We start from the raw sequence: 21,131 nt of genomic DNA on the forward strand, positions 1-21,131 counted from the left end.
GATCTATTGATCTAACTTGCTGTAAATTTGTCCATTATTCCAGATTGATTGGATAATAGTCCCTAAAGTTTTGAAAAACCCTAAAATATAGAAAAGACTGCGAGATAAAATTTTAATAGGAGAACCACTTTTATTACAAGGTGGATTTCCCAGAACATGACAATCAAATATCCGAGAACCAAAACGTAAACCTTGGGTAAAAGTGAGGTTTTTCAGACACAATAAAAAATGGTTATGGTAAAAATTTAGTTGATACTCAAGGGATTGGGTACTAATATTATGACAACCGCCACTTTCTTCTCCTAAATGTACTAAATAAGCCTCTGGATCATACCAAATTTTATATCCTGTCTTTCTTACTTGCAAACAAAAATCTGATTCTTCCCGAATGGCATTACCGCGAAATCTCTCATCAAACCTTAAATTGTATTTAGTAAATATTTCCCGTCGAAAAGACATATTACATCCTCTAGCAGTCAAAACTTGCTGAGGTTTAGTAGTATGGACTAAATCAAGATGATATAAAAAAAGTGCAGGATCAATTGCTGCTGGTGGTAAATATTCAATTTCTAATTTTCCCCCAGATGTAGCCAATTTTTCTCTATCTAAAACCCGTCCGGCTACAGCACCTATTTCTGGATTTTCTAGATAATTCTTGACATGGGTAGTTAAAAATTCTGGACGTAACTGCACATCATCATCAATAAATAAGATAATATCACCGACTGATCTTTTGATGGCATAATTTCGCGCCCCTGGTAAACTTGCCCAATCTAAGTTAAATAACTTAATTTTGCCAGCGGTGGCCATTTCCTCTAGAAAAACTTGAGTTTCAGGTTCATGGATTTTGGTTTGATCTACCACCAAAACTTCAAAGTTGGGATAGTCTTGTTTTAAGATATCTATAATGCTATCACAAAGGAGTTTTTCTCTTTTGTATGTGGGTATAATGACTGAAATCAAAGGATGATTATTCATATTTTTTTTATTTCAGTAAAACTCAACTACTTTTTTATTTTTAGGCGCTTTTTCTCAACAGGTGCTTCAGAAATAATATCTTCTGTTTCCTGTCGATCAAGTAATGGTAATTTAAAGAGAACTCCGGCAAAAAACCAATAATAAACAGCGACGGGATCGACATCTAGAGGATAATAGTAAGTATTATAACTGATAAATAGAATAAAAGTTGCCATAGAAGCCCCATAAATGCGGAATACACGGTTTTTAAGCCCTCTATATGTCTTAAAGGCACTGACTGTTAAAGTAGTAACTAAACCTAGAAATACGAGTACACCAACAATGCCTACTTCATACAAGACTTTGGGGTAATAAGTTTCTACAAGTTTAGTATCACCTAAGACACGAGCGGAATTAGTAGCTCTTCCTAAACCAGAACCGATAAGGGTATCGACATTTTTCCAATTCTCATGAAATTGATCAACAATAAATGCTTGAGGTGGTGAGGCTTCCCAGCGCGTGGTAAAACTATCTAACCTTTCTTGGACAACAACGGGGTTAGTGGCTATTGCTATTCCTAAAATCAATGCCAGTCCACCACCTAGGGGAATAAACCGCTTGAGATTGCCAATTTGACCAGTTAACAATAGTAGTAGTATGAAGCAAACTGGTACTAAAGCTAAAGCAATTCTCTGTCCCGAAATAACGGCATTGACAAAAACTAATGCTAAAGAACCTAAACTAATCAGTCTCCAGAGAATGGAAGGATCACTAAAACCGGTGGCAAAGGTGAAAAAAGTGCTAGAAATTAAAAACCATGCCCACTGCCAAGGGGCGACAAAAGTACCTGGAAGGCGAATTACCCCTTGTTGGGGACTATAGACAAGCGCACCGCCAAAATAACACCGGGCATCTAGGGTAGCTTTAAATAAGGCTGCTCCCTCCAAATCAGTTGTGCCTTTACATACGCCAGTTATTAATAATGTGTATTGAATAAATCCCAGCACACAACAAACGAGAATCAGAACTACTTGCAGCCGAGTTAATAATAGAAAATCCCGTTTATTGCGAATAAGATGATAAGCACAAGTAATTAGGGGTATGTAACCCATAAATACTTTTAACCCTAGAATTCCCACTCCTATAGGTACTTCCCCTGGTGGGTGTTTTGCTAATTGCTGGCCACCATTAATAAATACTAGTGTCAATAAACAACAAATCCAGAGAATTAGTAGGGGGGTTTTAATGGCTTTAGGAATTACAAAGGGTTGATTCTGTTTTTTATAAGTTTGCCAGATAGAAATTAGAGCGGGAACGTAAAAAGCATCTTTAGCCAATTGCATGATGGGACTATTGCCCAAGGCGTAGATTATTGTGCCACCAAAGGGTACGTAAATAATGAAGGCATATAGAGCAGGACGAGGGTATTTGTAGGAGAGGGTGATGATAATGATGCCTAAAGCGGCAGGAATGGCTAATTTAACTCCCGCTGTGAAAAAAATCATCATTCCTAAGAATAAAGCACATCCTGTGGTACTACTGACGATGCTGGTGAATTCTTTGCGGGCTTTGGTAGCTTGGCGTTTTTGGGCTAATTGTTCTTTGAGACTAAGGGTAGGAGCCTCTACTTTGGACTGTTTTTTTGATTTAGGGGATTTTTTAACTTTTGCCATATTTACAGTCTCCTGACTCCTACCTCCTGGGTTTTTAAGCTAGGTGTTCCTGAACTTGTGAGACTAATTCATTTGTCCAATGGTTGACAAGTTCGGCATTTGCAGCTTCTACCATGACTCTAATCACAGGTTCTGTCCCAGAGGCACGGACAAGGATTCTGCCATGATCACCCATTGCTACTTCGGCTTTAGCGATCGCTTGTTGCACGGGTTGACAACTTTCCCATCCTAGTCGTCGCTCACGATCTAATACTCGCACATTCCGTAATATTTGGGGGTAGGTTTGGAAACTTTGATCTACCATTTCTCCCAGGGAAAGATTAGCCTCTTTGACGACGGCAGCAATATGCAAAGCTGTTAATAACCCATCCCCAGTCATGGCATAATGACTGCAAAGGATATGTCCTGATTGTTCTCCCCCCAACATTCCCCCAGTTTTCCGCATTTCGGCATGGACATATTGATCACCGACAGCGGTACGAATTAATTTACCACCTATTTGTTGCCAAGCCCGTTCAAATCCTAGGTTAGCCATGACGGTGGAAACTATCAGGTTATCTGGGAGTTGTTGCTTTTGTTGTAAATGGCGACCCCACAGGTAAAGAATGTAATCACCATTAACTGATCTGCCCGTATTATCCACAGCTAAAACTCGATCTGCATCACCATCAAAGGCAAAACCCATGTCGGCGTGATGGGCTTTAACAGCGGCTTGGAGAATATCTAAATGTGTAGAACCGCAATTAACGTTAATGCGATCGCCATCTGCCTCATTATGTAAGCAAATAACTTCCGCACCCATTTCTGTAAATACCGCTGGTGCTAAACCTACCGCTGCACCCCAAGCTAAATCTAAAACAATCTTCATCCCCTGGAGAGTGAGTCCAGATTCTAAAGGTGTTTGGATGGCTTGGCTATATGTTTTAATTAACTCTGGGCGGGAATAATGTCTACCGCAATTATTTATACTAAAACTTGGGGATAATTTACCTCGTAATCCCGCTTCAATTTCGCCTTGCAGGGCTTTGGATAGCTTACCACCATCTGCATCAAAGATTTTAATTCCGTTGTCTTCTGGGGGATTGTGGCTGGCGGAAATCATGATTCCCCCAATGGCATTAGTAATGCTGGCCAGATAGGCTACGCAAGGTGTGGGACATAATCCCAAATACCACACTTCTAAACCGGCAGCGGTTAACCCAGCACTCAAGGCCATGGCTAACATATCACTGGAGTTTCGGGAATCTTGTCCGAGGATAATCGGACCCGAATGGGTTGCATGACTACGAAGGACAATCCCTGCCCAAAAACCCACTTGTAAGGCTAAAGGGGCATTTAGCAAGTCTCCCACTTTCCCCCGAATTCCATCTGTACCGAATAAAGCGTTGGTTGGTAGCGGTATGGAATTTAACATCCAACTATTTTCCACATTTGTCACCAATTCTGAAATACAGCCTTGAGTCCGAGCCATTGATGAAACCATAAATTTAATACTCCACACAATCACACAGGAGAATAGCACTTTCTTCTATCATTCTCGACGTTGGTGAAACGCCAGCGCAACTTATTGCTTAATGATTTTTAATATAAATTCTCATCAAATAGTTTTAATGTAACGTTTTAATGGGGTTTTTTAATCATTGTGTACAGAAAACTCCAACAGTTAATTTTTTTACAGTTGAGAAATTTATTATGAGCAGCAATTTAGCAAGCAAATTACGTGTGGGAACTAAGAAAGCACACACTATGGCAGAAAACGTGGGTTTTGTCAAGTGTTTTTTAAAAGGAGTTGTGGAAAAAAACTCCTACCGCAAGTTGGTTGCTAACTTTTACTTCATTTACTCGGCTATGGAAGAGGAAATGGAAAAACACAAGCATCACCCAATTCTGAGTAAAATTTATTTTCCTGAACTTAACCGCAAGCATACCTTAGAGCAAGACCTTCATTACTACTATGGTTATAATTGGCGAGAGCAAGTTAAATTATCTCCTGCGGGTGCGGCTTATGTAAACCGGATTCGGGAAATTTCCGCTACTGAACCAGAATTATTAATTGCTCATTCTTATACCCGTTATCTAGGTGATTTATCGGGGGGGCAAATCCTCAAAAACATTGCCCAAACCGCGATGAAACTGGGTGAAGGTGAAGGAACTGCTTTCTATGAGTTTGCAGATATTACCGATGAAAAGGCGTTTAAGGCTAAGTATCGAGCCAATTTAGATGCTATGCCTATTGATGATTCTACAGGCGATCGCATTACAGAAGAAGCAAATGCCGCTTTTGGTGTGAACATGAAGATGTTCCAAGAGTTGGAAGGTAATTTGATTAAAGCTATCGGGATTATGGTTTATAACGCCATGACACGGAAGCGGACAAAGGGTAGCACTGAATTGGTAACTGCTGAGTAATGAGTTGAGAAATATTAATTTTTCTCAATTTAAAATATATGGGGTAACAGCCTTGTGATTGTTTTCTATGAGTGAAAGCAACCGGAGGGATGTCACCCCAATTTAGAATCATCTAAATCACATTCAGCCATAAATTGCTCAATACTTTCAGGAAAATCACCATTTTCAACTTTTTTCGTAAATACTTGATAACAATCTTTTTTATCACCTTCCTTGCGGGGAAAACCTAACCAGAGAATAATAATTATTTTTTGTTCTTTAAATGCTCTAAAAAACAATCTATATCTTTCTGGAAGTCCCATTTTCTTGAGACGACCATATTTTTGTAAAGGTTTCTGTAAAATAAAGTGAGATGCAAAAGGATCTTGGGTAATTTTTTCTTTAATACCTATATTCAACGCTTTTAATAATTTTGCATCTTGATGTTGGATAAATTCTTCTTTGGGTAATTCATCTTTTAATTTCTTGATCTTTTCGCGCAAGTCTACCCATTGAGTGTTAAACAACGGGTAGAAAAATATTTGCCAATCATTACAAGTAAATACAGCCATTAATCTAAAACTACATCAGCTAATAAATCATCTATTTCTGCACTCATTTCTTGAGTGTATGCAACTAATTGGGAAGGATTTTGGATAGCATCCTTCATGAGAAAATCTAAAAAGAGGCTTAACATTACGCTTTCATCCTCGTTATTTTCTGCAACATCTTTCGTGTCTAATCTCACTAAAAATGTGTTATCCGATAACACTTCTATATAGCCTGAAGTATTAGCTAAATGGGGATAGTCTTTAAAAAAAGAACGAGGGAGACGAAAACCATCTTGATTACCGATTTTCGCAGGGTTGATGGCATAAATTTTATCAGCCATAAGATAATTCTTGAGCTAAGTTATAATTTATGTTATAACATATATTTGATGAACTCTTGTTGTAAATCATCAAAATCTACAAAAAACACATCTATTTCTTGACGGGAAAGGGCTAAAATAAAATCACGGCGGTTTAAGATGGCTATTTGTGCGGCTTTTGAAAAATGATATTATATATAGTATCAAGTTTTTTGAGAATGAGAACTACTTACAAATGGAAAATTGTGATCTTATGACTAAAGTAGAATTTACTCTTCCCATTGATAGCATCACAGATACTATCAGACAAGAAGCAGAAAATAAAGCCAAACAAGCTTATATTATGACACTTCTTCAATATGGAGAAATTAGCAGTGGTAAAGCTAGTCAATTATTAGGAATATCTCGATTAGATGTTATAGATTTAATGTCTAAATATGAAATATCTCTGTTTGATGATAGTATGAGTTTAGAGGAATTTCAAGCAGAAGTAAATCAGGCAAAAATGAAGTTACAAGCCAATAATTTATGATTATTGTTTCCGATACAACCCCATTAAGTGAACTTTCTAAAGTTGGTAAATTAGATTTACTTCATGCTGTATTTGGAAAAGTAATAATTCCTCAACAAGTATATGAAGAATTGACTACAGGTAATCATCCCGCCGTTTTAGCTGTAAAATCAACTTCATGGCTAGAAGTTCGTTTTATAAGTAATATCCAACTGATTGAACAATTGCAATTAGAAACAGATTTAGATTTAGGAGAATGTTCTGCAATTATTTTGGCAGAAGAATTAAAAGCAGGTCAACTTTTAATTGATGAAAAAGCTGGTAGAAAAGTTGCTATTAGTAGAGGTTTGCCAATTATTGGTTTAGTTGGAGTAATTATTTTAGCAAAAGACCAAGGATTGATTGATAATGTCAAAGATATTTTAGATGATTTAATCAGTAAAGGAACAAGAATCAGCCCCAAAATTTATAATTATGCTCTAATTACAGCGAGAGAAATTTAAAATACACTAAATTGATTTTTTTGGGGTAAGTTTTAACGAGCTTAGTTTTATCTTAATGAAATTAGGTTAAAATCCGAATATTAGCTATTTTAGGTATAAAAACTAGATTATGGCAAATCCAGAGCATTTAGCAATATTGAATCAAGGGAAAGAGTTTTGGGACGAGTGGAGATATGAAAATGAGCAAAATCCAGATATAAGACCTGATCTTAGTTCTGCTGACCTGAAAGGGGCTGACCTGAGTGGTCTTAGACTGAGTGAGACTAACCTGATAGATGCTAACCTATGTGATGCTGACCTGTGTGGGGCTAACCTGTGTGGGACTAACCTGAGTTATGCTAACCTGAGTGGGGCTGACCTGAGTGATACTCTCCTGTGTGGGGCTAACTTGTGTAGGGCTAACTTGAGTGGGGCTAACCTGTATATAGCTGATCTGAGTGATGCTAACCTGAGTAAGGCTAACCTGACTGAGGCTAACTTGCGTGATGCTAACCTGTATGGTGCTAACCTGAGAGAGGCTAACCTGAGTAAAGTTGACCTGAGTGGGGCTAATTTAGCCATGTCCCAAGTAATTGGTACAAACTTTCACAATGCAAATTTGACAGGTACTTCTATAAAACATTGGCAAATTGACAGTGAAACCAACCTGGATGGAGTAATTTGTGAATATGTTTATTATAATTATGAGTATCTGTCAGTAAAGACAGAAAGACGACCCATAAATGGTAACTTTGCACCTGGAGAATTTGCCAGTTTATATAAAAAAATCATAGAAAATACAGATTTAATTTTACGCAAAACTCTTGAAAATGATAATACTTTTAATAAGCTAGAAAAAAATATTGATGTAGATAATACTTTTAATAACCAAGGAGTTCAATTTTTTTCAACGCAAAAACTTCAAACTTGGAAAAGGCTAAGATTTAGATCAAAACACGAAATCAAAATTGCTGAAGCATTAGACAGAACTGGAGTTTTATTTTTACCCAACTCATTAGCACGACTTACCACGGCTAAAGGTAGAGAAAATAAAGAAGCTGATTTTCTCATTTGTTATAACGGTAAATGGGGAGTTTTAGAAGTTGATGGACCATTTCACACCCCAGAACGCAGAGTTGAAGAACAAGAAAGAGAACGCATTTTTAAAAAAAACGGTATCAAAGTTGTAGAAAGATTTGATTTTGAAAGATGTTATAACAATCCTGATGAAGTAGTGCAGGAATTTTTCAAAATGATAGAAATTGGATATTCTTAAAACTTCCTTCCTTCTTCCTTCTTCCTTCTTCCTTCTTCCTTCTTCCTTCTTCCTTTCTTCCTTCGTGTACTTCGTCCCTTCGTGGTTCATTTACTCCATATTCTTCCATCACAACGGAAATAGTGTAAAATTGAATTCAAAACCATACACAAAACATGGCTACAAAAATCCCCGTTACCGTCATCACAGGCTTCTTAGGAAGCGGTAAAACCAGCATTATCCGTCATCTCCTCCAAAACAACCAAGGACGACGCATAGCAGTATTAGTCAACGAATTTGGCGAACTGGGGATAGATGGTGAATTATTGAAATCTTGTCAAATTTGCCCCGAAGATGAAACAGCAGAAAATCAAGAAACTAATATATTTGAACTGACAAACGGCTGTTTATGCTGCACCGTTCAAGAAGAATTTTACCCGACAATGCGGGAATTAATTAAACGCCGCGATAGTATAGATTATATTATCATTGAAACCTCTGGTTTAGCTTTACCAAAACCCTTAATTAAAGCCTTTCGTTGGCAAGAAATTCGCAATGCTGCTACAGTAGATGCAGTAATTACAGTAGTAGATTGTGCTGCTGTTGCTGCGGGAACATTTGCTAGTGATTTAGATGCGATCGCTGCCCAACGCCAAGAAGATGATAGTCTAGAACATGAAACACCATTACAAGAATTGTTTGAAGATCAACTTGCTTGCGCTGATTTAGTAATTTTGAATAAAACTGATTTAGTTGACGCAGAAACCCAAGCACAAGTTTTAGAATTAGTTAAAAAAGAATTACCTAGAGAAGTGAAAATTGTCTCTAGTGATTATGGTAAATTAGACCCATCTATCTTATTAGGATTTGCAGCCGCAGTTGAAGATAATTTAGATTCTCGTCCTAGTCACCACGACACAGAAGAAGACCATGATCATGATGATGAAATTAACTCAACTCACGTCATTTTAGACCGGACATTTGACCCAGAAAAGCTACAAGCAACCTTAGAAAAACTGGCACAAGAACAAGAAATTTACCGCATTAAAGGATTTGTGGCTGTTGAGAATAAACTCATGCGGTTAGTTATGCAAGGTGTAGGAAATAGATTTGATAAATTTTATGATCGTCCTTGGAAACTAGAAGAAGCAAAACAAACCAGTTTAGTTTTTATCGGTCGTAATTTACAATCTTCAGAAATAGAATCTCAATTAGTAGCTTTGTAATATGAATATCACAGATTTATTTAACGTTGCCAATGTTTTTGTTTTGCCTTTTTGGGCTTTGATGATTCTTTTACCTAACTGGAAAGTAACTCGCAAGGTAATGGAATCTTATCTGCCTTTTGTGGTTTTAGCTGCTGCTTACTTGTATTTATTCGTCACCAGCATTACTCCAGAAAACGCCGCTGCTTTATCAAATCCTCAATTAGCAGATATAGCCAAGTTTTTTAGTAGTGAAACGGCTGCTGCTACAGGTTGGATTCATTTTCTGGTAATGGATTTATTTGTCGGTAGATGGATTTATTGGGAAGGACAAAAAACCGGAATTTGGACAATTCACTCGATAGCTTTGTGTTTGTTTGCAGGTCCTTTAGGTGTGCTTTCTCATATTTTTACCTATTGGATTTCTAAAGCTTTTTCTAAAGGTTCTGAAGGGGTGACAGAAAAAGCTGCTGTTAATTAAATTAATGTAGGGGTTTAGCAATGCTAAACCCCTACGAAATACTGTAATTAAAATTAAGCTGCTACAGCTTCTCTTTCTCTAAATTTGGCATCTAACCAACAGCGCGGTAGTTTTTCCCCAGAAGGAAATACTAGTTCTTCCTTTTTATAAATGTCTGTTTCCTGTTCTTCTTGTCCTTCTTGGTCTTGGGCGTGGACAGTTTCACTGGTGGGGTCTAATAGTTCTTGAACATCAACTATTTTCACCAAATCACGGCTATCTTTGATTTGTAAAAACATCTTGATCAACCTCCATTATTGAAATATGTAAATTTGCACAATGGGAATAGAAACCAGATCCCCGACTTCTGAATATTGGTTCATAATTTATTGACATTATCGAAAAAGAAGTCGGGGATCTTAAATTAGATTTCCCGTTGATATTTTTCGACAATATCTACTAAGGTAACTTGACATTGCAAAGGCAATAAATTAATTAAAGATAGTTCATTTCTGCCACCACCAACTTTGACAGTGATAGATTCTAAAGCGGCAATTACCTTATCTTCATTAACGCTTTTAGAAGTAATTAAAGGATACAATTTTTCAGCCACAACATTATGCAATTTGGCATCTGATAGATAAAGATGCCATTTGGCAATATCTATATAAACACTTTCACCAATTTCTGCGGCTAGGGTTTCTAGTAATTCTGTGGTATTAGTTTTAGCCATAAATATAACCTCATTGTTAGTAACATCGGGATATCTTAGCTTATTTCATATTATTACTCAATTAGCTAGACTTGATCTACTACCACAGGTGAGAATTCCCTAGCTTGTTTTTCTTTCTTTAGGTAGATTTCGGTGGTGTCGGGTCGTAATTAGCGATCGCACCAATGTAAATTAGATGCAGCAGCAATACTCCTACCCAACCAATTGTTAACCCAGGTAGCCATTCCCAGGAAGTAGTTTTCAAAATGTGGAAAAACCACAACCCAGAATTGACAGTTGCACAAATACCGACATGAACAGCGAAATTCATGCGATCATCTAGTTTACGGAAATCTGGATCTTTGCGATCTGGTTTGCGAGGCCAACGAGGAGGCATAAATATAAATGTTTGTAACAGCAGTTAACGCACCTTATTCATTGTAAGGTGTTTGGGGTTGACTTGCTCAGGTACGCAAATAATTGTTAACTGATGACTCTTATCACTAATCTGGGGATTACAGCAATTTTCGGATAAATAAATCCATTTTTTGGCTCACGCAGAGGCGCAGAGACTCAGAGAGGAATTAAGAGTTTGGTCTATTTGAAAATTGCTGTAAAGGATGTTGATGGTGTTCCCCAGATGGTAATATAGGCTATGAACTCTGCACAGTTGACTCTGCATAGCAACTATCACCAAATTCGCTACCTCTGGCGCTAGGTACTAAAGTCCAACCTGCTTTAAAGAGTTTTTGATAGGTTGCCCAACCCTTAGAACCACGAGGAACGCGATAATCTGGAACTGAAAATTGCGGAAAAGCTGTGTAAGGCCGCCAAGGTTGTCCAGGTGCAGTTTGCAAGTACAAAATCTTTTCATCATCGCCGCTAGACTTAGATAACCAGCACATTTGTCGAAGCATAATAAACTCCTTGATTGTTTAGCTGAAATATCACAAGGACGCTAACTGCGGATATTTAGTGGTGTGGGAAGTTGCTGTAAAAATGTTTTTCATTCCCAATCTAAAATCCCGAATGGGTATGACAGGTTTTTGTGATGTCATACTGGATTGTGATAAAGTTGTTTTGTCCTTATATTTAAGGCAGTAAAGATTATTTTTGTCGGGTGAATTATTTAGGAAGGCAAACTCCTGTAGGTTGCTGTTTATGAAGATGGAAAGATGAACAAGAACAATGGTTTTTTGGGTTCTTGGTGTTTTTTACTATGTGAATATTTTTATCATGTTATCCACGGTTGCCAGAATTGGATGTATCCATAGTTACGATTTTACAAAAATTATTAAAAATTTATGGGCAAGGGAATTTATCAGTTAGGAGTTAAGAGTCAGAATGCTTGTCAAATCAGGATTTAAAAGATTTGAGCTTTTTTGAATATCAACCATCGCCGTTATGATTTAAGATAGCTATATATTTGTTTTTCTATTGATATAGATAAGCGCAGATAATGAATAAACCAGTTATTTGGATCAATGGAGACTGTCTGAGTCCCCAAAACCCTGCACTCCAAGCATATCCCCAAGCCCCAGCCCTTTGGGTTTGGGATGATGCTTTAATAGGAGAATGGCAAATTGGGCTAAAACGCCTGACTTTCATTTATGAATGTTTGCTAGAATTACCTGTAGAAATTCGCCGGGGAAATGTGGCAGCAGAAGTTTTAGCTTTTGCAAAAGAACATAATACTAATCTAGTTGTAACTACAGATAGCCCCAGTCCCAGATTTGATGATATTTGTCATCAAATAGAAAAGTCTGTAAAATTAGAAGTTTTGGCTAGAGAACCGTTTTTTGAATATGATGAATATATTGATTTAAAGCGGTTTTCCCGGTATTGGAAAGTAGCCCAAAAATATGTTTTTCAATAAGAAAATAAATCTAGTTTATCGTCAATTCAAGTTTCTCAATCTGTTTAGAATTTTAAATTGTTTATAGTTGTATCAGTTGAATGACATACAAAATTTATCACAAAAATCATGTAGCACCTTTACTGTTTCTTTCTTCTTCTTTTCTCCTGACTCCTGACTCCTGACTCCTGCTATATTATAGCGATTTATAAAATGACAACTAAACTTACTGACGTTCAAAATCTCCTCTCAGATTTAATTTCCCGTTACTCTTCTCGTGTGGATTATTTGATGATTCGTTTGGAAGAAGCCGAGGGAACAGATATTGTTTTGCGTGGTGATAAAGTGGAAACTCTCAGCGAAGGGATTTCCATTGGTGGCCATGTTCGCACTTGTTATAAAGGTGGCTGGGGTTTAAGTAGTTTTAATAAATTAGCAACCATTGAAGAACGTATAGAAGAAGCCATTGCCGCAGCCCGGATAGTGGGTGATGAAGAGACTATACTTGCAGCGATTGATCCCGTGCAAGCCGTATGTAAATTACCTCTATTGGGTACTGATCCCCGTCAGGTTTCGCTAAAGCAGAAAAAGCAATTATGCGATCGCTATACTGACCTTTTGAAAACAGTTGATCACCGCATTACTACTACCTCCGTTCATTATAGTGACAGTACCCAAAGAGTAATTATTGTCACTTCTGAAGGAACTTTCATTGACCAATCTTGGGTAGATATGGAAATGCGCTTTGCTGCTACAGCCAGGAATGGAGACACTGTTCAAACTGGCAGAGAAACCACAGGTTCTCGCAAAGCCTACGAAGACTTAACTAATTTAGACAAGCAAGTTAAAGGTGCAGCAGAAAGAGCAGTTACGTCTTTATCTTTACCGCCTGTCAAAGGTAATACTTACACCGTAGTTATTGATCCCATTCTCAGCGGTTTATTTGTTCATGAAGCTTTCGGACATCTTTCGGAAGCAGATATGGCCTATGAAAACCCCGATATTCTCGAAGTTATGACTTTAGGAAGACGTTTTGGACCCCAAGAACTGCAAATATTTGATGGTGCTGCACCCCAAGGACATCGCGGCAGTTATTTTTACGATGATGAAGGTACACCGGCGACGACTACCCAATTAATTGAAGATGGTGTATTAGTTGGTAGACTCCATTCCCGTGAAACTGCTGGTAAATTAGCAGAAAAACCCACAGGAAATGCCCGTTGTCTCAATTATCACTATTCCCCCATTGTGAGAATGACAAATACCTGGATTGAACGGGGTAAAACTCCCGTCGCGGATTTATTTACGGGGATTAAAGAAGGTGTTTTTGCCCAAAATTGGTTAGGGGGAATGACGAACGGGGAAATGTTCACTTTCAGTGCTGGGGAAGCTTGGATGATTAGAAATGGCAAAATTGCTGAACCTGTGAAAGATGTCACCCTTTCCGGTAACGTATTCCAAACCCTCGCAGATATAGAAGCCATTGGTGATGATTTTTACTGGGATGAATCGGGGGGTTGTGGTAAAGGTGGACAAAATGGTTTACCTGTTGGTTGCGGTGGTCCCAGTTTGCGAATTCGGGATGTTGTGGTGGGGGGGGAAAGTTAAATTTTAGTCTCACGCAAAGGCGCAAAGGCGCAAAGGAAGAAAGAGGGTATTTAAATACCCTTTTTTATGACTACATCTATTTGTTTTAATAGTGATTCTAGGGTTGAGGAATTATCTAGATTTATGTTAGCACGAGCGATTTTTTCAGCAATGGGTAATTGACTGTTAATTCTCGCTGTTGCTTGTGCTGGGGTTAAATTATTTCGTTCTATTAATCGCTGTTGTTGCTGTTGTGCTGAACAAGATACAACCCAAATTTCATTAACTAGATTTTCTAACTTGGCTTCAAATAATAGGGGAATGACCAAAATTAAAGTATTTGCAGAGGATTCGTTAATAGCTTTATCAAAACAATTTCTTACATAAGGATGAATTATACCTTCTACCCAATGACGTTCTTCTGGATGATTAAAGATAATTTCTCCTAATTTTGCTCTATTTAAATTACCATCATTTAATATAATATCCTTACCATATTTTTCAGCAATTTGTGACAAAATAGGAGAACCTACAGATACAGCATCTCTCGCATAAATATCTGCATCTAAAATCGGTACATTGTAAGCCGTAGCTAAATAATTAGCAACCGTACTTTTACCCGTCGCAATACCACCAGTTAAACCAATTAAATTTCTACTCATTAGTCAGTTATCAGTTGTTAAATAAAGATATTTAAACCTCTTCCTTTTCCGTCTCTGCGACCTCTGCGTCTCTGCGGTTCGTTACTCTTTTATTACATATTTAATTATAGCATTAGTTAACCCTTCTAAAGTATATTCTTCCGCTTCAATATCTACCCTTCCAAAGACAGAATGACAAGTTTTTGAAGTTTGAGGACCAATGGAAGCTATACAAACTCTGGCTAAATTTTCCGGGTTGTAGGTAAAAATATGTGCTGTTAATTGAGAGAAAAATAAGACAGTTTTAGAACTAGCAAAAGTAATGACATCTATGGTATTATTAACCAAGGCATATTCAGCCGCAGCCGGGATACCTTGAGGACAGCAAGATTCATAAGCAGGAACTTCAATTACTTCTGCACCTTTCGCGGTTAATTCTTTAACTAATACTTCCCTTCCACCACTTTCAACCCTGGGAAATAATATCTTTTTATCTGTTAGTGATTCGGGAAAGTTTTCCACTAAGGAATCAGCAACAAAGTTAGGAGGAATAAAATCAGCTTGAATATTTTGCTTTTGCAAACTTTGGGCGGTTTTTTCACCGACAACGGCAATTTTTACCCCAGCTAAAGCAGTTTTATCTTGACCAGATGTTTCTAATCTACTAAAAAAGTATTCTACACCATTACTAGAAGTGAGAATTAGCCAATTGAACGTTGATAAATTTAAAATTGCCTGATCTAAAGCTTCCCAACTGCTAGGGGGGCCAATTTCCAAAGTTGGCATTTCTATGACTTTAGCACCTGCGGAGGTTAAGCGATCGCTAAATTGATTTGATTGTCCCACGGAACGGGTAACTAAGATGGTTCTACCAGCGAGGGGGAAAAGATTTTGATTCACGGTTGTTGCATTAATAATTTTTGATTTCGCGCAAAGACGCAAAGGGGCAAAGACGCTAAGAAGAGATTTTTTTATATTACAGGTAGTCACGTAATCGGACAACTTCACCAATGACTATAACTGCGGGAGAGAGAGATAAACCAGCAGTTTGTTGGAGGATATTTCCCAGTTCTCCTGTCCAGATTTGTTGGTTTGGTGTTCCAGCCCAACGGATTATAGCAATGGGTGTAGAATAGGATTTTCTATATTTTATCAGTTGATGGATTATTTCTGATAAATTTTTTCCTCCCATCAAAATTACTAAGGTTTCTAGGCTTGCTAATGCTTCCCAGTTTAAGGTTTCTGGTTCATGGGCTGTACAGACGGCAAAACAACGACTAAGAACGTTATCTGTGAGGGGAATTCCGGCTAATAGCGGTGCGGCTAATGCAGAAGAAATTCCGGGAATTATTTCAAATTCACAACCTGCTTTTTTTAATGCTTCAATTTCTAAAAGACAGCGACCAAATATAAAAGGATCTCCTGATTTTAGTCTAATAACTTGTTGTCCTTCTAAGCAATATTTTACCAGTAAATGATTAATTTCAGTTTGGGAAGTGCTGGGTTTACCACCCCGTTTACCAACATCTATTTTTAGACAATCAGCGGGGACACAATCTAATAATTGACTATCAACTAAAGCATCATAAACTAATACTTGAGCAGTTCCCAAAAGCCGATAGGCTTTAACTGTTAAATATTCCACATCTCCAGGGCCAGCACCAACAAGATAAACTTTACCCATTTCTGTAATCATGTTTAGTAGTTACTCCTAAATAAAGGTTGTTATATTATAATAAAGTTACTCAAACATGATATAATCCTTATGAAGTCTTTACAAGACTACACCACAGTTATTCGTCCTGATGACAATGGTACTTATGTTGCTTATATCCCAGCAATTTCTGGTTGTCACGCTTGGGGAAAAACACCAGATGAAGCACGTCTTGAACTGAATTATGTATTTGAAATGATTCAAGAAGAATACACAGAAAAAGGTTTAGTTATGCCAGATGATATTGAATTAGTAATAGCAAATGCCAGCTAAAGCAAGTGAATTAGAAAGAGTTGCCAGAAAACTCGGTTTTAAAAAAGTCCGTCAAAAGGGTAGTCATGCACGTTGGCAACATTTAGACGGACGTGCAACCACTATTCCTATTCATCGAAATTCAGAAATTGGTGGTTGGTTATTTCATGAAATTCTCAACCAGTTGAATATTACAGAGGAAGAATTTAATCAACTCAGATAATTTTCACCTACACCTTACCGTATAATTATACTGAAATGATTAGCCCCAACGAGTATCTATGAGTCAGTGTCTTAACCCCGACTGTTTACAGCAAAATCCACCAGCGACGATATTTTGTCAACGTTGTGGGAGTAAACTAGTATTACAAGAACGGTATCGTGGTGTGCGGGTTATTGGAGAAGGTGGATTTGGGAGAACGTTTTTAGCAGTAGACGAACAAAGATTAGATACTCCCTGTGTGATTAAGCAATTTTTACCCCAACAGTCGGGAAGTGCGGCTTTAGAAAAAGCGACGGAGTTATTTAAACAAGAAGCTTTTCGACTGCGAGATTTAGGGAAACATTCACATATTCCTGATTTACTAGCATTCTTTCCTCAAGAAGGAAGATTATATTTAATTCAGGAATTTATCGAAGGTAAAAATCTGTTAGATGAATTACAACAAAAAGGAAAATTCAGCGAGTCGGAAGTTAAACAGATATTAATTGAATTATTACCTATTTTACAATTTGTCCATGATAACAAAGTCATTCACAGAGATATTAAACCAGAAAATATTATTAGAAGTTCTCAAACTGGTGCTTTATTCCTAATTGATTTTGGAGTTTCTAAGGAAGTTGGTGGCAGTGTTCTGACTAGAGTGGGGACGATTACGGGAACGCCGGGATATGCACCACCAGAACAATTTCGCGGGATGGTTTTTCCTAATAGTGATCTTTATAGTTTAGCTGTTACTTGTATTCGTTTATTAACGGGATGTTTCCAAAAAGCTGATGATTCTGATGCACTTTTTGATTCTATGAGAATGCAGTGGATATGGAAACAATATGTTTCTGTGAGTCAGGAGTTAGAAATAGTTTTAGATAAGATGTTGCAAGATTTACCGATTAATAGGTTTCAGTCAGCAAATGAGGCTTTAGCAGAATTACAAACTCAGAAATTTCCAACACTATCAAAATTATCAGTTTCTTCTAAACCTGTACAAACAGTTTTACCAAAAATTAATTCCCCAAAAATACCCTCATCCTTTATAGAAAATTTAGGTAATTATGTATTTTTAGAAATGGTAAAAATACCAGGGGGAAAATTTATTATGGGTTCACCACATGGGGAAGGAGATGATTCTGAAAAACCTCAACATCAAGTTATAGTTCCACCTTTTTTTATGGGGAAATATCCTGTTACTCAAGCACAATGGGAAAGAATAGCAGCTTTACCGAAAGTGAAGATTGATTTACACCCTCAACCCTCCCACTTCAAAGCTAAAGGTGTAAATCTTCCAGTTGAAAGAGTATCATGGCATGACGCGCAGGAATTTTGCGCCAGAATAAGTAAACATACAGGTAAAATATATCGCTTACCTAGTGAAGCAGAATGGGAGTATGCTTGTCGTGCTGAAACCACAACTCCTTACTATTTTGGTGACAGTATTACCTTAGATTTAGCAAATTATAGTAAATTTATATTCGGAAAAACCACAGATTTAGGAAAGTTTCCTCCCAATAATTTTGGCTTGTATGATATGCACGGTAATGTATGGGAGTGGTGTGAAGATGGCTGGCATGAAAATTATATAAATGCGCCTATTTGGCCTAATAACAGTATTCCTTGGATTAGTAGCAATGATGTCCATGTAATGCGCGGTGGTTCATGGGGTAGTGATGCTGAGACTTGCCGTTCCGCATATCGTCACTACAGCAACCCATACGACAGGTGTTATGACTACGGTTTTCGGTTGGTAGTTTCGGGTGGAGGGACTCTTTAATTCTTTACCCTTTCAAATACTTTTAATCGAAAATGTCAGAATCAGGATATCCAGGATTTTAGGATTTACAGGATTTGATTTTCAGCTAAATCCCTACACTGGTTTAAAAAGAAAATCTCTTCCTTTTCTTCTTTGCGTCTTTTCTTCTTTGCGACTTTGCGCGAAATAATTGTCTGATAGCGAAGCGTGGCGTAGCCATATCAGGATATCCACCGATTAAAGGATTAGCAGGATTTTGTGTGAAGTTTGATTTTTGGGGATGTGAGAATTTTTGGATGTTACCTGAATTATGATGTAGGAAAGATATGATAGTTCATCAAATAAAAATCCTGTAAATCCTCAAATCCTGAGTATCCTGATTCTGACAATTAAAAGTTATAGACTTCAAGAATGTATTTATTATATTTTGAGGTTATGTTATTTTAAATTTGTACCCATAATTGGAAAAACAAATGCGTAAACAAACCATTCAATATACATCACCATTAGATGCTTTAGTTGCGGTTACAAAACGGTTAAGTATCTATGAAAACCAACAAAAAATGGATTCTGAAGAATTTTTTTACCAATATAATCAAGGTATATTATCAGATGATGCCCTATTTATAGAATGGGCAAATGATTACCGTCACTACCTTGCTTTACGTCAGGAAATAGAGCAAAGATTTAACTATGCTGCCTAATATTCTATCTGATTACCTCAATCAAGTTGAGCAGGCAGTTCTTATGTACAGTAATGTTTATGTCGAACGTTACGAAGAGGAAATTTTGACTCCCAACCGAGCTAATATCAGAATTTGATTGCGTTTCAATCAGACACATTTACTGGAAATAAATGAAGCTATCGTAGTCGCAGACAATCAATTACAATTTCTCGATTACCGTTACCATTTTAAAAACGAACATAATCACCTGATTTTTCGTTATGATAGCACCCCTCACTTTCCTAATCTGCCGAACTTTCCCTATCATAAACACTTACCAGATGATGTAATTGCTTCTGATAAACCTGAAATCTCTCAAGTTCTAAAAGAAGCAAATGGACTATTAATTTAACATCAATAATCCCAAAAATCATCAAAATCCCAAAAATCACAGTTTAGACATTTTATCCAACAAAGCACTAACCTTTTTAGCCCTTTCTGGTTGACGCTGTTTTTGCAATAACTCCTTTGCTTGAACTAAATTACTTTTCGCTTCTACTTCCTGTTGTTCCTGCATGAGAATATTTGCTAAACGTAAATAAGCATCAGGATTTTTAGGACTGCTATCAATTACTTCACAAAATAACGCTTTTGCTTCGGCAATTTGTCCCTTCTGATTTAAAATATCTCCTAACAGCAAACGTACCATATCATTGGTAGAGTTGATAGCAATAACTTTTCTTAAAGCTATTTCGGCATTTTCAAAATCTTTGGCTTGATAAAAGTTGATGCCTTTCTGAAATAAATTCGAGGTAATCAATGTTTTGATACTCAAATAACCAAGAATAGCAAGACCAAAAATGACTACAGAAATAGCGATAATATTGGAAGTGGGAAATGTTTCTAACATGAATTTAAGCTAATAAACAGGAGACGGGAAAAATGAGATATTCAATGAAAAACAATTTCCAGATAAATTGATAGAAATTAGTAATGGCTTGTTTGTCTTGTAAATCAACCCCATTACCTTGCCACCACATCACAATTAAAGCTACTGTATGGGTAATTAAGATGAAGATAGTGTTAACTTCCGCAAGATGGAATAACGCTACTAAAATCATGCCTACATAACAGATTGTTAATACCCAAAGTGCGAGACTAAATACTTTTTGTTGTCCGAGTTGGAGAGTGAAAGTTGTGATATTATAAACTCTATCTCCTTCCATATCAGGAATATCTTTGAAAATAGCGATCGCAAATGTAAATATCAAGATAAACACAGTTAAAGCCCAAACTGCACCCGGAATACCTTGGCTTCTTTGCAATACCCAGCTAAAATGCAAAAACAAACCTAAATTAACAATTGTTCCCCGTACCGAAAAAATACATAAAGCAGCCCAAAAAGGAAACTGTTTTAACCGAATTGGTGGTAAAGAATAAGCCGTACCAATTGCTAAACTTATCCCTACCATTCCCAATAAAAATGGTCCCGTTAGCCATGCTAAAGCTAAAGCGATAATACCAGTAATAATAACAATTAATTGTCCTTGTCCTCTGGTAAATTCTCCCGAAGCTAAAGGTAAATCAGGTTTATTGATTTTATCAATATCAATATCTTCCAATTGATTCAAACCAACAATATAAATATTGCCACAGATACAAGCAATCCATGTTGCTAAAATTTGACTAATATGCAAACCAGAAAACTTTGTCGAAGTGACACCCAGGGTAATTAAATATAAACCCAAAACACTCAAAGTTGTTCCCATAATTGTATGGGGACGGGAAAACTTCCAAAAAGCAGAAAACCAACTTCCTGGAAAAATAGCAGAACTTTGTTTATAAAATTGATTCATCTTTTGCTCTTTTTTATTCTTAAGCACCTAAAGGAATAGAACTGATACCATTTCCTTAAGAAACTGCACCAAATTTCCTA

26 protein-coding genes and 2 pseudogenes are annotated in these 21,131 nt (G+C 37.0%); 14 read left to right on the forward strand and 14 right to left on the reverse strand.

Annotated features, from left to right (window positions below; genetic code table 11):
• Positions 1 to 3: 3 nt before the first annotated feature.
• Genes hpsN through glmM form a run of 3 tightly spaced genes read right to left on the reverse strand, consistent with a single transcriptional unit; the run spans position 4 to position 4,113 of the window.
• The gene (gene hpsN / locus FJR11_RS00435; RefSeq protein ID WP_168501761.1) at positions 4 to 978 is read right to left on the reverse strand and encodes a hormogonium polysaccharide biosynthesis glycosyltransferase HpsN; all 975 of its coding nucleotides are present in this window, start codon (positions 976 to 978) and stop codon (positions 4 to 6) included.
• A gap of 26 nt (positions 979 to 1,004) precedes the next feature.
• Entirely contained in the window at positions 1,005 to 2,630 is a 1,626-nt protein-coding gene (gene hpsL / locus FJR11_RS00440; protein WP_168501762.1) for a hormogonium polysaccharide biosynthesis protein HpsL, read from the reverse strand.
• A gap of 34 nt (positions 2,631 to 2,664) precedes the next feature.
• Complete coding sequence (gene glmM, locus FJR11_RS00445) at positions 2,665 to 4,113, reverse strand: phosphoglucosamine mutase (protein ID WP_168501763.1); 1,449 nt, start codon at positions 4,111 to 4,113, stop codon at positions 2,665 to 2,667.
• Between the two features lie 209 nt (positions 4,114 to 4,322).
• Here glmM and FJR11_RS00450 point away from each other — a divergent pair, with 209 nt between their 5' ends.
• Positions 4,323 to 5,039: a heme oxygenase (biliverdin-producing) gene (locus tag FJR11_RS00450; protein ID WP_168501764.1), complete on the forward strand. Its 717-nt coding sequence runs from the start codon at positions 4,323 to 4,325 to the stop codon at positions 5,037 to 5,039.
• Positions 5,040 to 5,131: 92 nt separating this feature from the next.
• On the opposite strand, the gene FJR11_RS00455 is transcribed toward FJR11_RS00450, so the two are convergent.
• The 3 genes and pseudogenes from FJR11_RS00455 to FJR11_RS23715 form a co-directional block, all read right to left on the reverse strand.
• Entirely contained in the window at positions 5,132 to 5,590 is a 459-nt protein-coding gene (locus FJR11_RS00455) for a type II toxin-antitoxin system YhaV family toxin (protein WP_168501765.1), read from the reverse strand.
• The gene (locus FJR11_RS00460; protein WP_168501766.1) at positions 5,590 to 5,910 is read right to left on the reverse strand and encodes a hypothetical protein; all 321 of its coding nucleotides are present in this window, start codon (positions 5,908 to 5,910) and stop codon (positions 5,590 to 5,592) included. The genes FJR11_RS00455 and FJR11_RS00460 overlap by 1 nt, the downstream gene beginning before the upstream one ends.
• 32 nt (positions 5,911 to 5,942) lie before the next feature.
• Positions 5,943 to 6,062, reverse strand: a pseudogene (locus tag FJR11_RS23715) (hypothetical protein); the annotation flags it as partial.
• 80 nt (positions 6,063 to 6,142) lie between these two features.
• On the opposite strand from FJR11_RS23715, the gene FJR11_RS00470 reads away from it, so the two are divergent.
• The 5 genes from FJR11_RS00470 to FJR11_RS00490 all read left to right on the forward strand — a co-directional run bounded on the left by FJR11_RS00470 (position 6,143) and on the right by FJR11_RS00490 (position 9,823).
• On the forward strand, positions 6,143 to 6,421 hold the full coding sequence (locus FJR11_RS00470; RefSeq protein ID WP_168501767.1) for a UPF0175 family protein: 279 nt from the start codon (positions 6,143 to 6,145) through the stop codon (positions 6,419 to 6,421).
• Positions 6,418 to 6,903 carry a DUF3368 domain-containing protein gene (locus tag FJR11_RS00475; protein ID WP_168501768.1) on the forward strand — a complete coding sequence of 162 codons (486 nt, stop codon included), beginning with the start codon at positions 6,418 to 6,420 and terminating at the stop codon, positions 6,901 to 6,903. Before FJR11_RS00470 ends, FJR11_RS00475 begins: the two co-directional genes overlap by 4 nt.
• 109 nt (positions 6,904 to 7,012) lie before the next feature.
• Positions 7,013 to 8,158, forward strand: a complete 1,146-nt coding sequence (locus FJR11_RS00480; RefSeq protein WP_168501769.1) for a pentapeptide repeat-containing protein — start codon at positions 7,013 to 7,015, stop codon at positions 8,156 to 8,158.
• A 155-nt stretch (positions 8,159 to 8,313) separates the two neighbouring features.
• Positions 8,314 to 9,363 carry a cobalamin biosynthesis protein CobW gene (gene cobW, locus FJR11_RS00485; protein WP_168501770.1) on the forward strand — a complete coding sequence of 350 codons (1,050 nt, stop codon included), beginning with the start codon at positions 8,314 to 8,316 and terminating at the stop codon, positions 9,361 to 9,363.
• A gap of 1 nt (position 9,364) precedes the next feature.
• On the forward strand, positions 9,365 to 9,823 hold the full coding sequence (locus tag FJR11_RS00490) for an ABA4-like family protein (RefSeq protein ID WP_168501771.1): 459 nt from the start codon (positions 9,365 to 9,367) through the stop codon (positions 9,821 to 9,823).
• A 53-nt stretch (positions 9,824 to 9,876) separates the two neighbouring features.
• On the opposite strand, the gene FJR11_RS00495 is transcribed toward FJR11_RS00490, so the two are convergent.
• The 4 genes from FJR11_RS00495 to FJR11_RS00510 all read right to left on the reverse strand — a co-directional run bounded on the left by FJR11_RS00495 (position 9,877) and on the right by FJR11_RS00510 (position 11,431).
• Positions 9,877 to 10,101 carry an acetyltransferase gene (locus FJR11_RS00495; protein WP_168501772.1) on the reverse strand — a complete coding sequence of 75 codons (225 nt, stop codon included), beginning with the start codon at positions 10,099 to 10,101 and terminating at the stop codon, positions 9,877 to 9,879.
• Positions 10,102 to 10,226: 125 nt separating this feature from the next.
• On the reverse strand, positions 10,227 to 10,535 hold the full coding sequence (locus FJR11_RS00500; RefSeq protein ID WP_168501773.1) for a DUF3181 family protein: 309 nt from the start codon (positions 10,533 to 10,535) through the stop codon (positions 10,227 to 10,229).
• A gap of 118 nt (positions 10,536 to 10,653) precedes the next feature.
• The gene (locus FJR11_RS00505; RefSeq protein WP_168501774.1) at positions 10,654 to 10,911 is read right to left on the reverse strand and encodes a hypothetical protein; all 258 of its coding nucleotides are present in this window, start codon (positions 10,909 to 10,911) and stop codon (positions 10,654 to 10,656) included.
• Positions 10,912 to 11,167: 256 nt separating this feature from the next.
• Complete coding sequence (locus FJR11_RS00510) at positions 11,168 to 11,431, reverse strand: hypothetical protein (protein WP_168501775.1); 264 nt, start codon at positions 11,429 to 11,431, stop codon at positions 11,168 to 11,170.
• A 542-nt stretch (positions 11,432 to 11,973) separates the two neighbouring features.
• Between FJR11_RS00510 and FJR11_RS00515 the strand changes: the two genes are divergently transcribed.
• Together FJR11_RS00515 and FJR11_RS00520 are read left to right on the forward strand one after the other, a co-directional pair.
• On the forward strand, positions 11,974 to 12,390 hold the full coding sequence (locus FJR11_RS00515) for a deoxyribodipyrimidine photo-lyase (protein WP_168501776.1): 417 nt from the start codon (positions 11,974 to 11,976) through the stop codon (positions 12,388 to 12,390).
• Between the two features lie 192 nt (positions 12,391 to 12,582).
• Positions 12,583 to 13,977: a TldD/PmbA family protein gene (locus FJR11_RS00520; protein WP_168501777.1), complete on the forward strand. Its 1,395-nt coding sequence runs from the start codon at positions 12,583 to 12,585 to the stop codon at positions 13,975 to 13,977.
• Between the two features lie 50 nt (positions 13,978 to 14,027).
• Here FJR11_RS00520 and coaE read toward each other — a convergent pair whose 3' ends face one another.
• Together coaE and cobA are read right to left on the reverse strand one after the other, a co-directional pair.
• Positions 14,028 to 14,618 (reverse strand): dephospho-CoA kinase, encoded by a 591-nt coding sequence (coaE, locus tag FJR11_RS00525; protein WP_168501778.1) that lies wholly within the window; start codon positions 14,616 to 14,618, stop codon positions 14,028 to 14,030.
• A gap of 81 nt (positions 14,619 to 14,699) precedes the next feature.
• A pseudogene (gene cobA, locus FJR11_RS23830) lies at positions 14,700 to 16,293 on the reverse strand (uroporphyrinogen-III C-methyltransferase).
• A 69-nt stretch (positions 16,294 to 16,362) separates the two neighbouring features.
• Between cobA and FJR11_RS00540 the strand changes: the two are divergent.
• From FJR11_RS00540 to tumE, 6 genes are all read left to right on the forward strand, one after another.
• The gene (locus tag FJR11_RS00540; RefSeq protein WP_168501781.1) at positions 16,363 to 16,584 is read left to right on the forward strand and encodes a type II toxin-antitoxin system HicB family antitoxin; all 222 of its coding nucleotides are present in this window, start codon (positions 16,363 to 16,365) and stop codon (positions 16,582 to 16,584) included.
• The gene (locus FJR11_RS00545) at positions 16,574 to 16,786 is read left to right on the forward strand and encodes a type II toxin-antitoxin system HicA family toxin (RefSeq protein ID WP_168501782.1); all 213 of its coding nucleotides are present in this window, start codon (positions 16,574 to 16,576) and stop codon (positions 16,784 to 16,786) included. The genes FJR11_RS00540 and FJR11_RS00545 overlap by 11 nt, the downstream gene beginning before the upstream one ends.
• A gap of 58 nt (positions 16,787 to 16,844) precedes the next feature.
• Positions 16,845 to 18,551, forward strand: coding sequence for a bifunctional serine/threonine-protein kinase/formylglycine-generating enzyme family protein (locus FJR11_RS00550; RefSeq protein ID WP_168501783.1), 1,707 nt, complete (start codon positions 16,845 to 16,847; stop codon positions 18,549 to 18,551).
• A gap of 452 nt (positions 18,552 to 19,003) precedes the next feature.
• Complete coding sequence (gene tumA / locus FJR11_RS00555; protein ID WP_168501784.1) at positions 19,004 to 19,234, forward strand: antitoxin TumA; 231 nt, start codon at positions 19,004 to 19,006, stop codon at positions 19,232 to 19,234.
• The gene (locus FJR11_RS23720) at positions 19,224 to 19,352 is read left to right on the forward strand and encodes a hypothetical protein (RefSeq protein WP_256366763.1); all 129 of its coding nucleotides are present in this window, start codon (positions 19,224 to 19,226) and stop codon (positions 19,350 to 19,352) included. The genes tumA and FJR11_RS23720 overlap by 11 nt, the downstream gene beginning before the upstream one ends.
• Positions 19,353 to 19,607 (forward strand): toxin TumE, encoded by a 255-nt coding sequence (tumE, locus tag FJR11_RS00560; RefSeq protein WP_254444640.1) that lies wholly within the window; start codon positions 19,353 to 19,355, stop codon positions 19,605 to 19,607. It begins immediately after the preceding gene.
• A gap of 36 nt (positions 19,608 to 19,643) precedes the next feature.
• Here tumE and FJR11_RS00565 read toward each other — a convergent pair whose 3' ends face one another.
• Entirely contained in the window at positions 19,644 to 20,105 is a 462-nt protein-coding gene (locus FJR11_RS00565; protein WP_168501785.1) for a M48 family metallopeptidase, read from the reverse strand.
• Between the two features lie 4 nt (positions 20,106 to 20,109).
• Complete coding sequence (locus FJR11_RS00570; protein WP_168501786.1) at positions 20,110 to 21,051, reverse strand: homogentisate phytyltransferase; 942 nt, start codon at positions 21,049 to 21,051, stop codon at positions 20,110 to 20,112.
• Between the last annotated feature and the right edge of the window lie 80 nt (positions 21,052 to 21,131).

This window comes from Anabaena sp. UHCC 0187, assembly GCF_009712035.1.
Lineage (GTDB): Bacteria > Cyanobacteriota > Cyanobacteriia > Cyanobacteriales > Nostocaceae > Dolichospermum.

Bases quoted from the DNA above. Each gene is read 5' to 3' on its own strand.
- hpsN (WP_168501761.1), bottom strand. From the start codon at position 978: ATGAATAATCATCCTTTGATTTCAGTCATTATACCCACATACAAAAGA.
- hpsL (WP_168501762.1), bottom strand. From the start codon at position 2,630: ATGGCAAAAGTTAAAAAATCCCCTAAATCAAAAAAACAGTCCAAAGTA.
- glmM (WP_168501763.1), bottom strand. From the start codon at position 4,113: ATGGTTTCATCAATGGCTCGGACTCAAGGCTGTATTTCAGAATTGGTG.
- FJR11_RS00450 (WP_168501764.1), top strand. From the start codon at position 4,323: ATGAGCAGCAATTTAGCAAGCAAATTACGTGTGGGAACTAAGAAAGCA.
- FJR11_RS00455 (WP_168501765.1), bottom strand. From the start codon at position 5,590: ATGGCTGTATTTACTTGTAATGATTGGCAAATATTTTTCTACCCGTTG.
- FJR11_RS00460 (WP_168501766.1), bottom strand. From the start codon at position 5,910: ATGGCTGATAAAATTTATGCCATCAACCCTGCGAAAATCGGTAATCAA.
- FJR11_RS00470 (WP_168501767.1), top strand. From the start codon at position 6,143: ATGACTAAAGTAGAATTTACTCTTCCCATTGATAGCATCACAGATACT.
- FJR11_RS00475 (WP_168501768.1), top strand. From the start codon at position 6,418: ATGATTATTGTTTCCGATACAACCCCATTAAGTGAACTTTCTAAAGTT.
- FJR11_RS00480 (WP_168501769.1), top strand. From the start codon at position 7,013: ATGGCAAATCCAGAGCATTTAGCAATATTGAATCAAGGGAAAGAGTTT.
- cobW (WP_168501770.1), top strand. From the start codon at position 8,314: ATGGCTACAAAAATCCCCGTTACCGTCATCACAGGCTTCTTAGGAAGC.
- FJR11_RS00490 (WP_168501771.1), top strand. From the start codon at position 9,365: ATGAATATCACAGATTTATTTAACGTTGCCAATGTTTTTGTTTTGCCT.
- FJR11_RS00495 (WP_168501772.1), bottom strand. From the start codon at position 10,101: ATGTTTTTACAAATCAAAGATAGCCGTGATTTGGTGAAAATAGTTGAT.
- FJR11_RS00500 (WP_168501773.1), bottom strand. From the start codon at position 10,535: ATGGCTAAAACTAATACCACAGAATTACTAGAAACCCTAGCCGCAGAA.
- FJR11_RS00505 (WP_168501774.1), bottom strand. From the start codon at position 10,911: ATGCCTCCTCGTTGGCCTCGCAAACCAGATCGCAAAGATCCAGATTTC.
- FJR11_RS00510 (WP_168501775.1), bottom strand. From the start codon at position 11,431: ATGCTTCGACAAATGTGCTGGTTATCTAAGTCTAGCGGCGATGATGAA.
- FJR11_RS00515 (WP_168501776.1), top strand. From the start codon at position 11,974: ATGAATAAACCAGTTATTTGGATCAATGGAGACTGTCTGAGTCCCCAA.
- FJR11_RS00520 (WP_168501777.1), top strand. From the start codon at position 12,583: ATGACAACTAAACTTACTGACGTTCAAAATCTCCTCTCAGATTTAATT.
- coaE (WP_168501778.1), bottom strand. From the start codon at position 14,618: ATGAGTAGAAATTTAATTGGTTTAACTGGTGGTATTGCGACGGGTAAA.
- FJR11_RS00540 (WP_168501781.1), top strand. From the start codon at position 16,363: ATGAAGTCTTTACAAGACTACACCACAGTTATTCGTCCTGATGACAAT.
- FJR11_RS00545 (WP_168501782.1), top strand. From the start codon at position 16,574: ATGCCAGCTAAAGCAAGTGAATTAGAAAGAGTTGCCAGAAAACTCGGT.
- FJR11_RS00550 (WP_168501783.1), top strand. From the start codon at position 16,845: ATGAGTCAGTGTCTTAACCCCGACTGTTTACAGCAAAATCCACCAGCG.
- tumA (WP_168501784.1), top strand. From the start codon at position 19,004: ATGCGTAAACAAACCATTCAATATACATCACCATTAGATGCTTTAGTT.
- FJR11_RS23720 (WP_256366763.1), top strand. From the start codon at position 19,224: ATGCTGCCTAATATTCTATCTGATTACCTCAATCAAGTTGAGCAGGCA.
- FJR11_RS00565 (WP_168501785.1), bottom strand. From the start codon at position 20,105: ATGTTAGAAACATTTCCCACTTCCAATATTATCGCTATTTCTGTAGTC.
- FJR11_RS00570 (WP_168501786.1), bottom strand. From the start codon at position 21,051: ATGAATCAATTTTATAAACAAAGTTCTGCTATTTTTCCAGGAAGTTGG.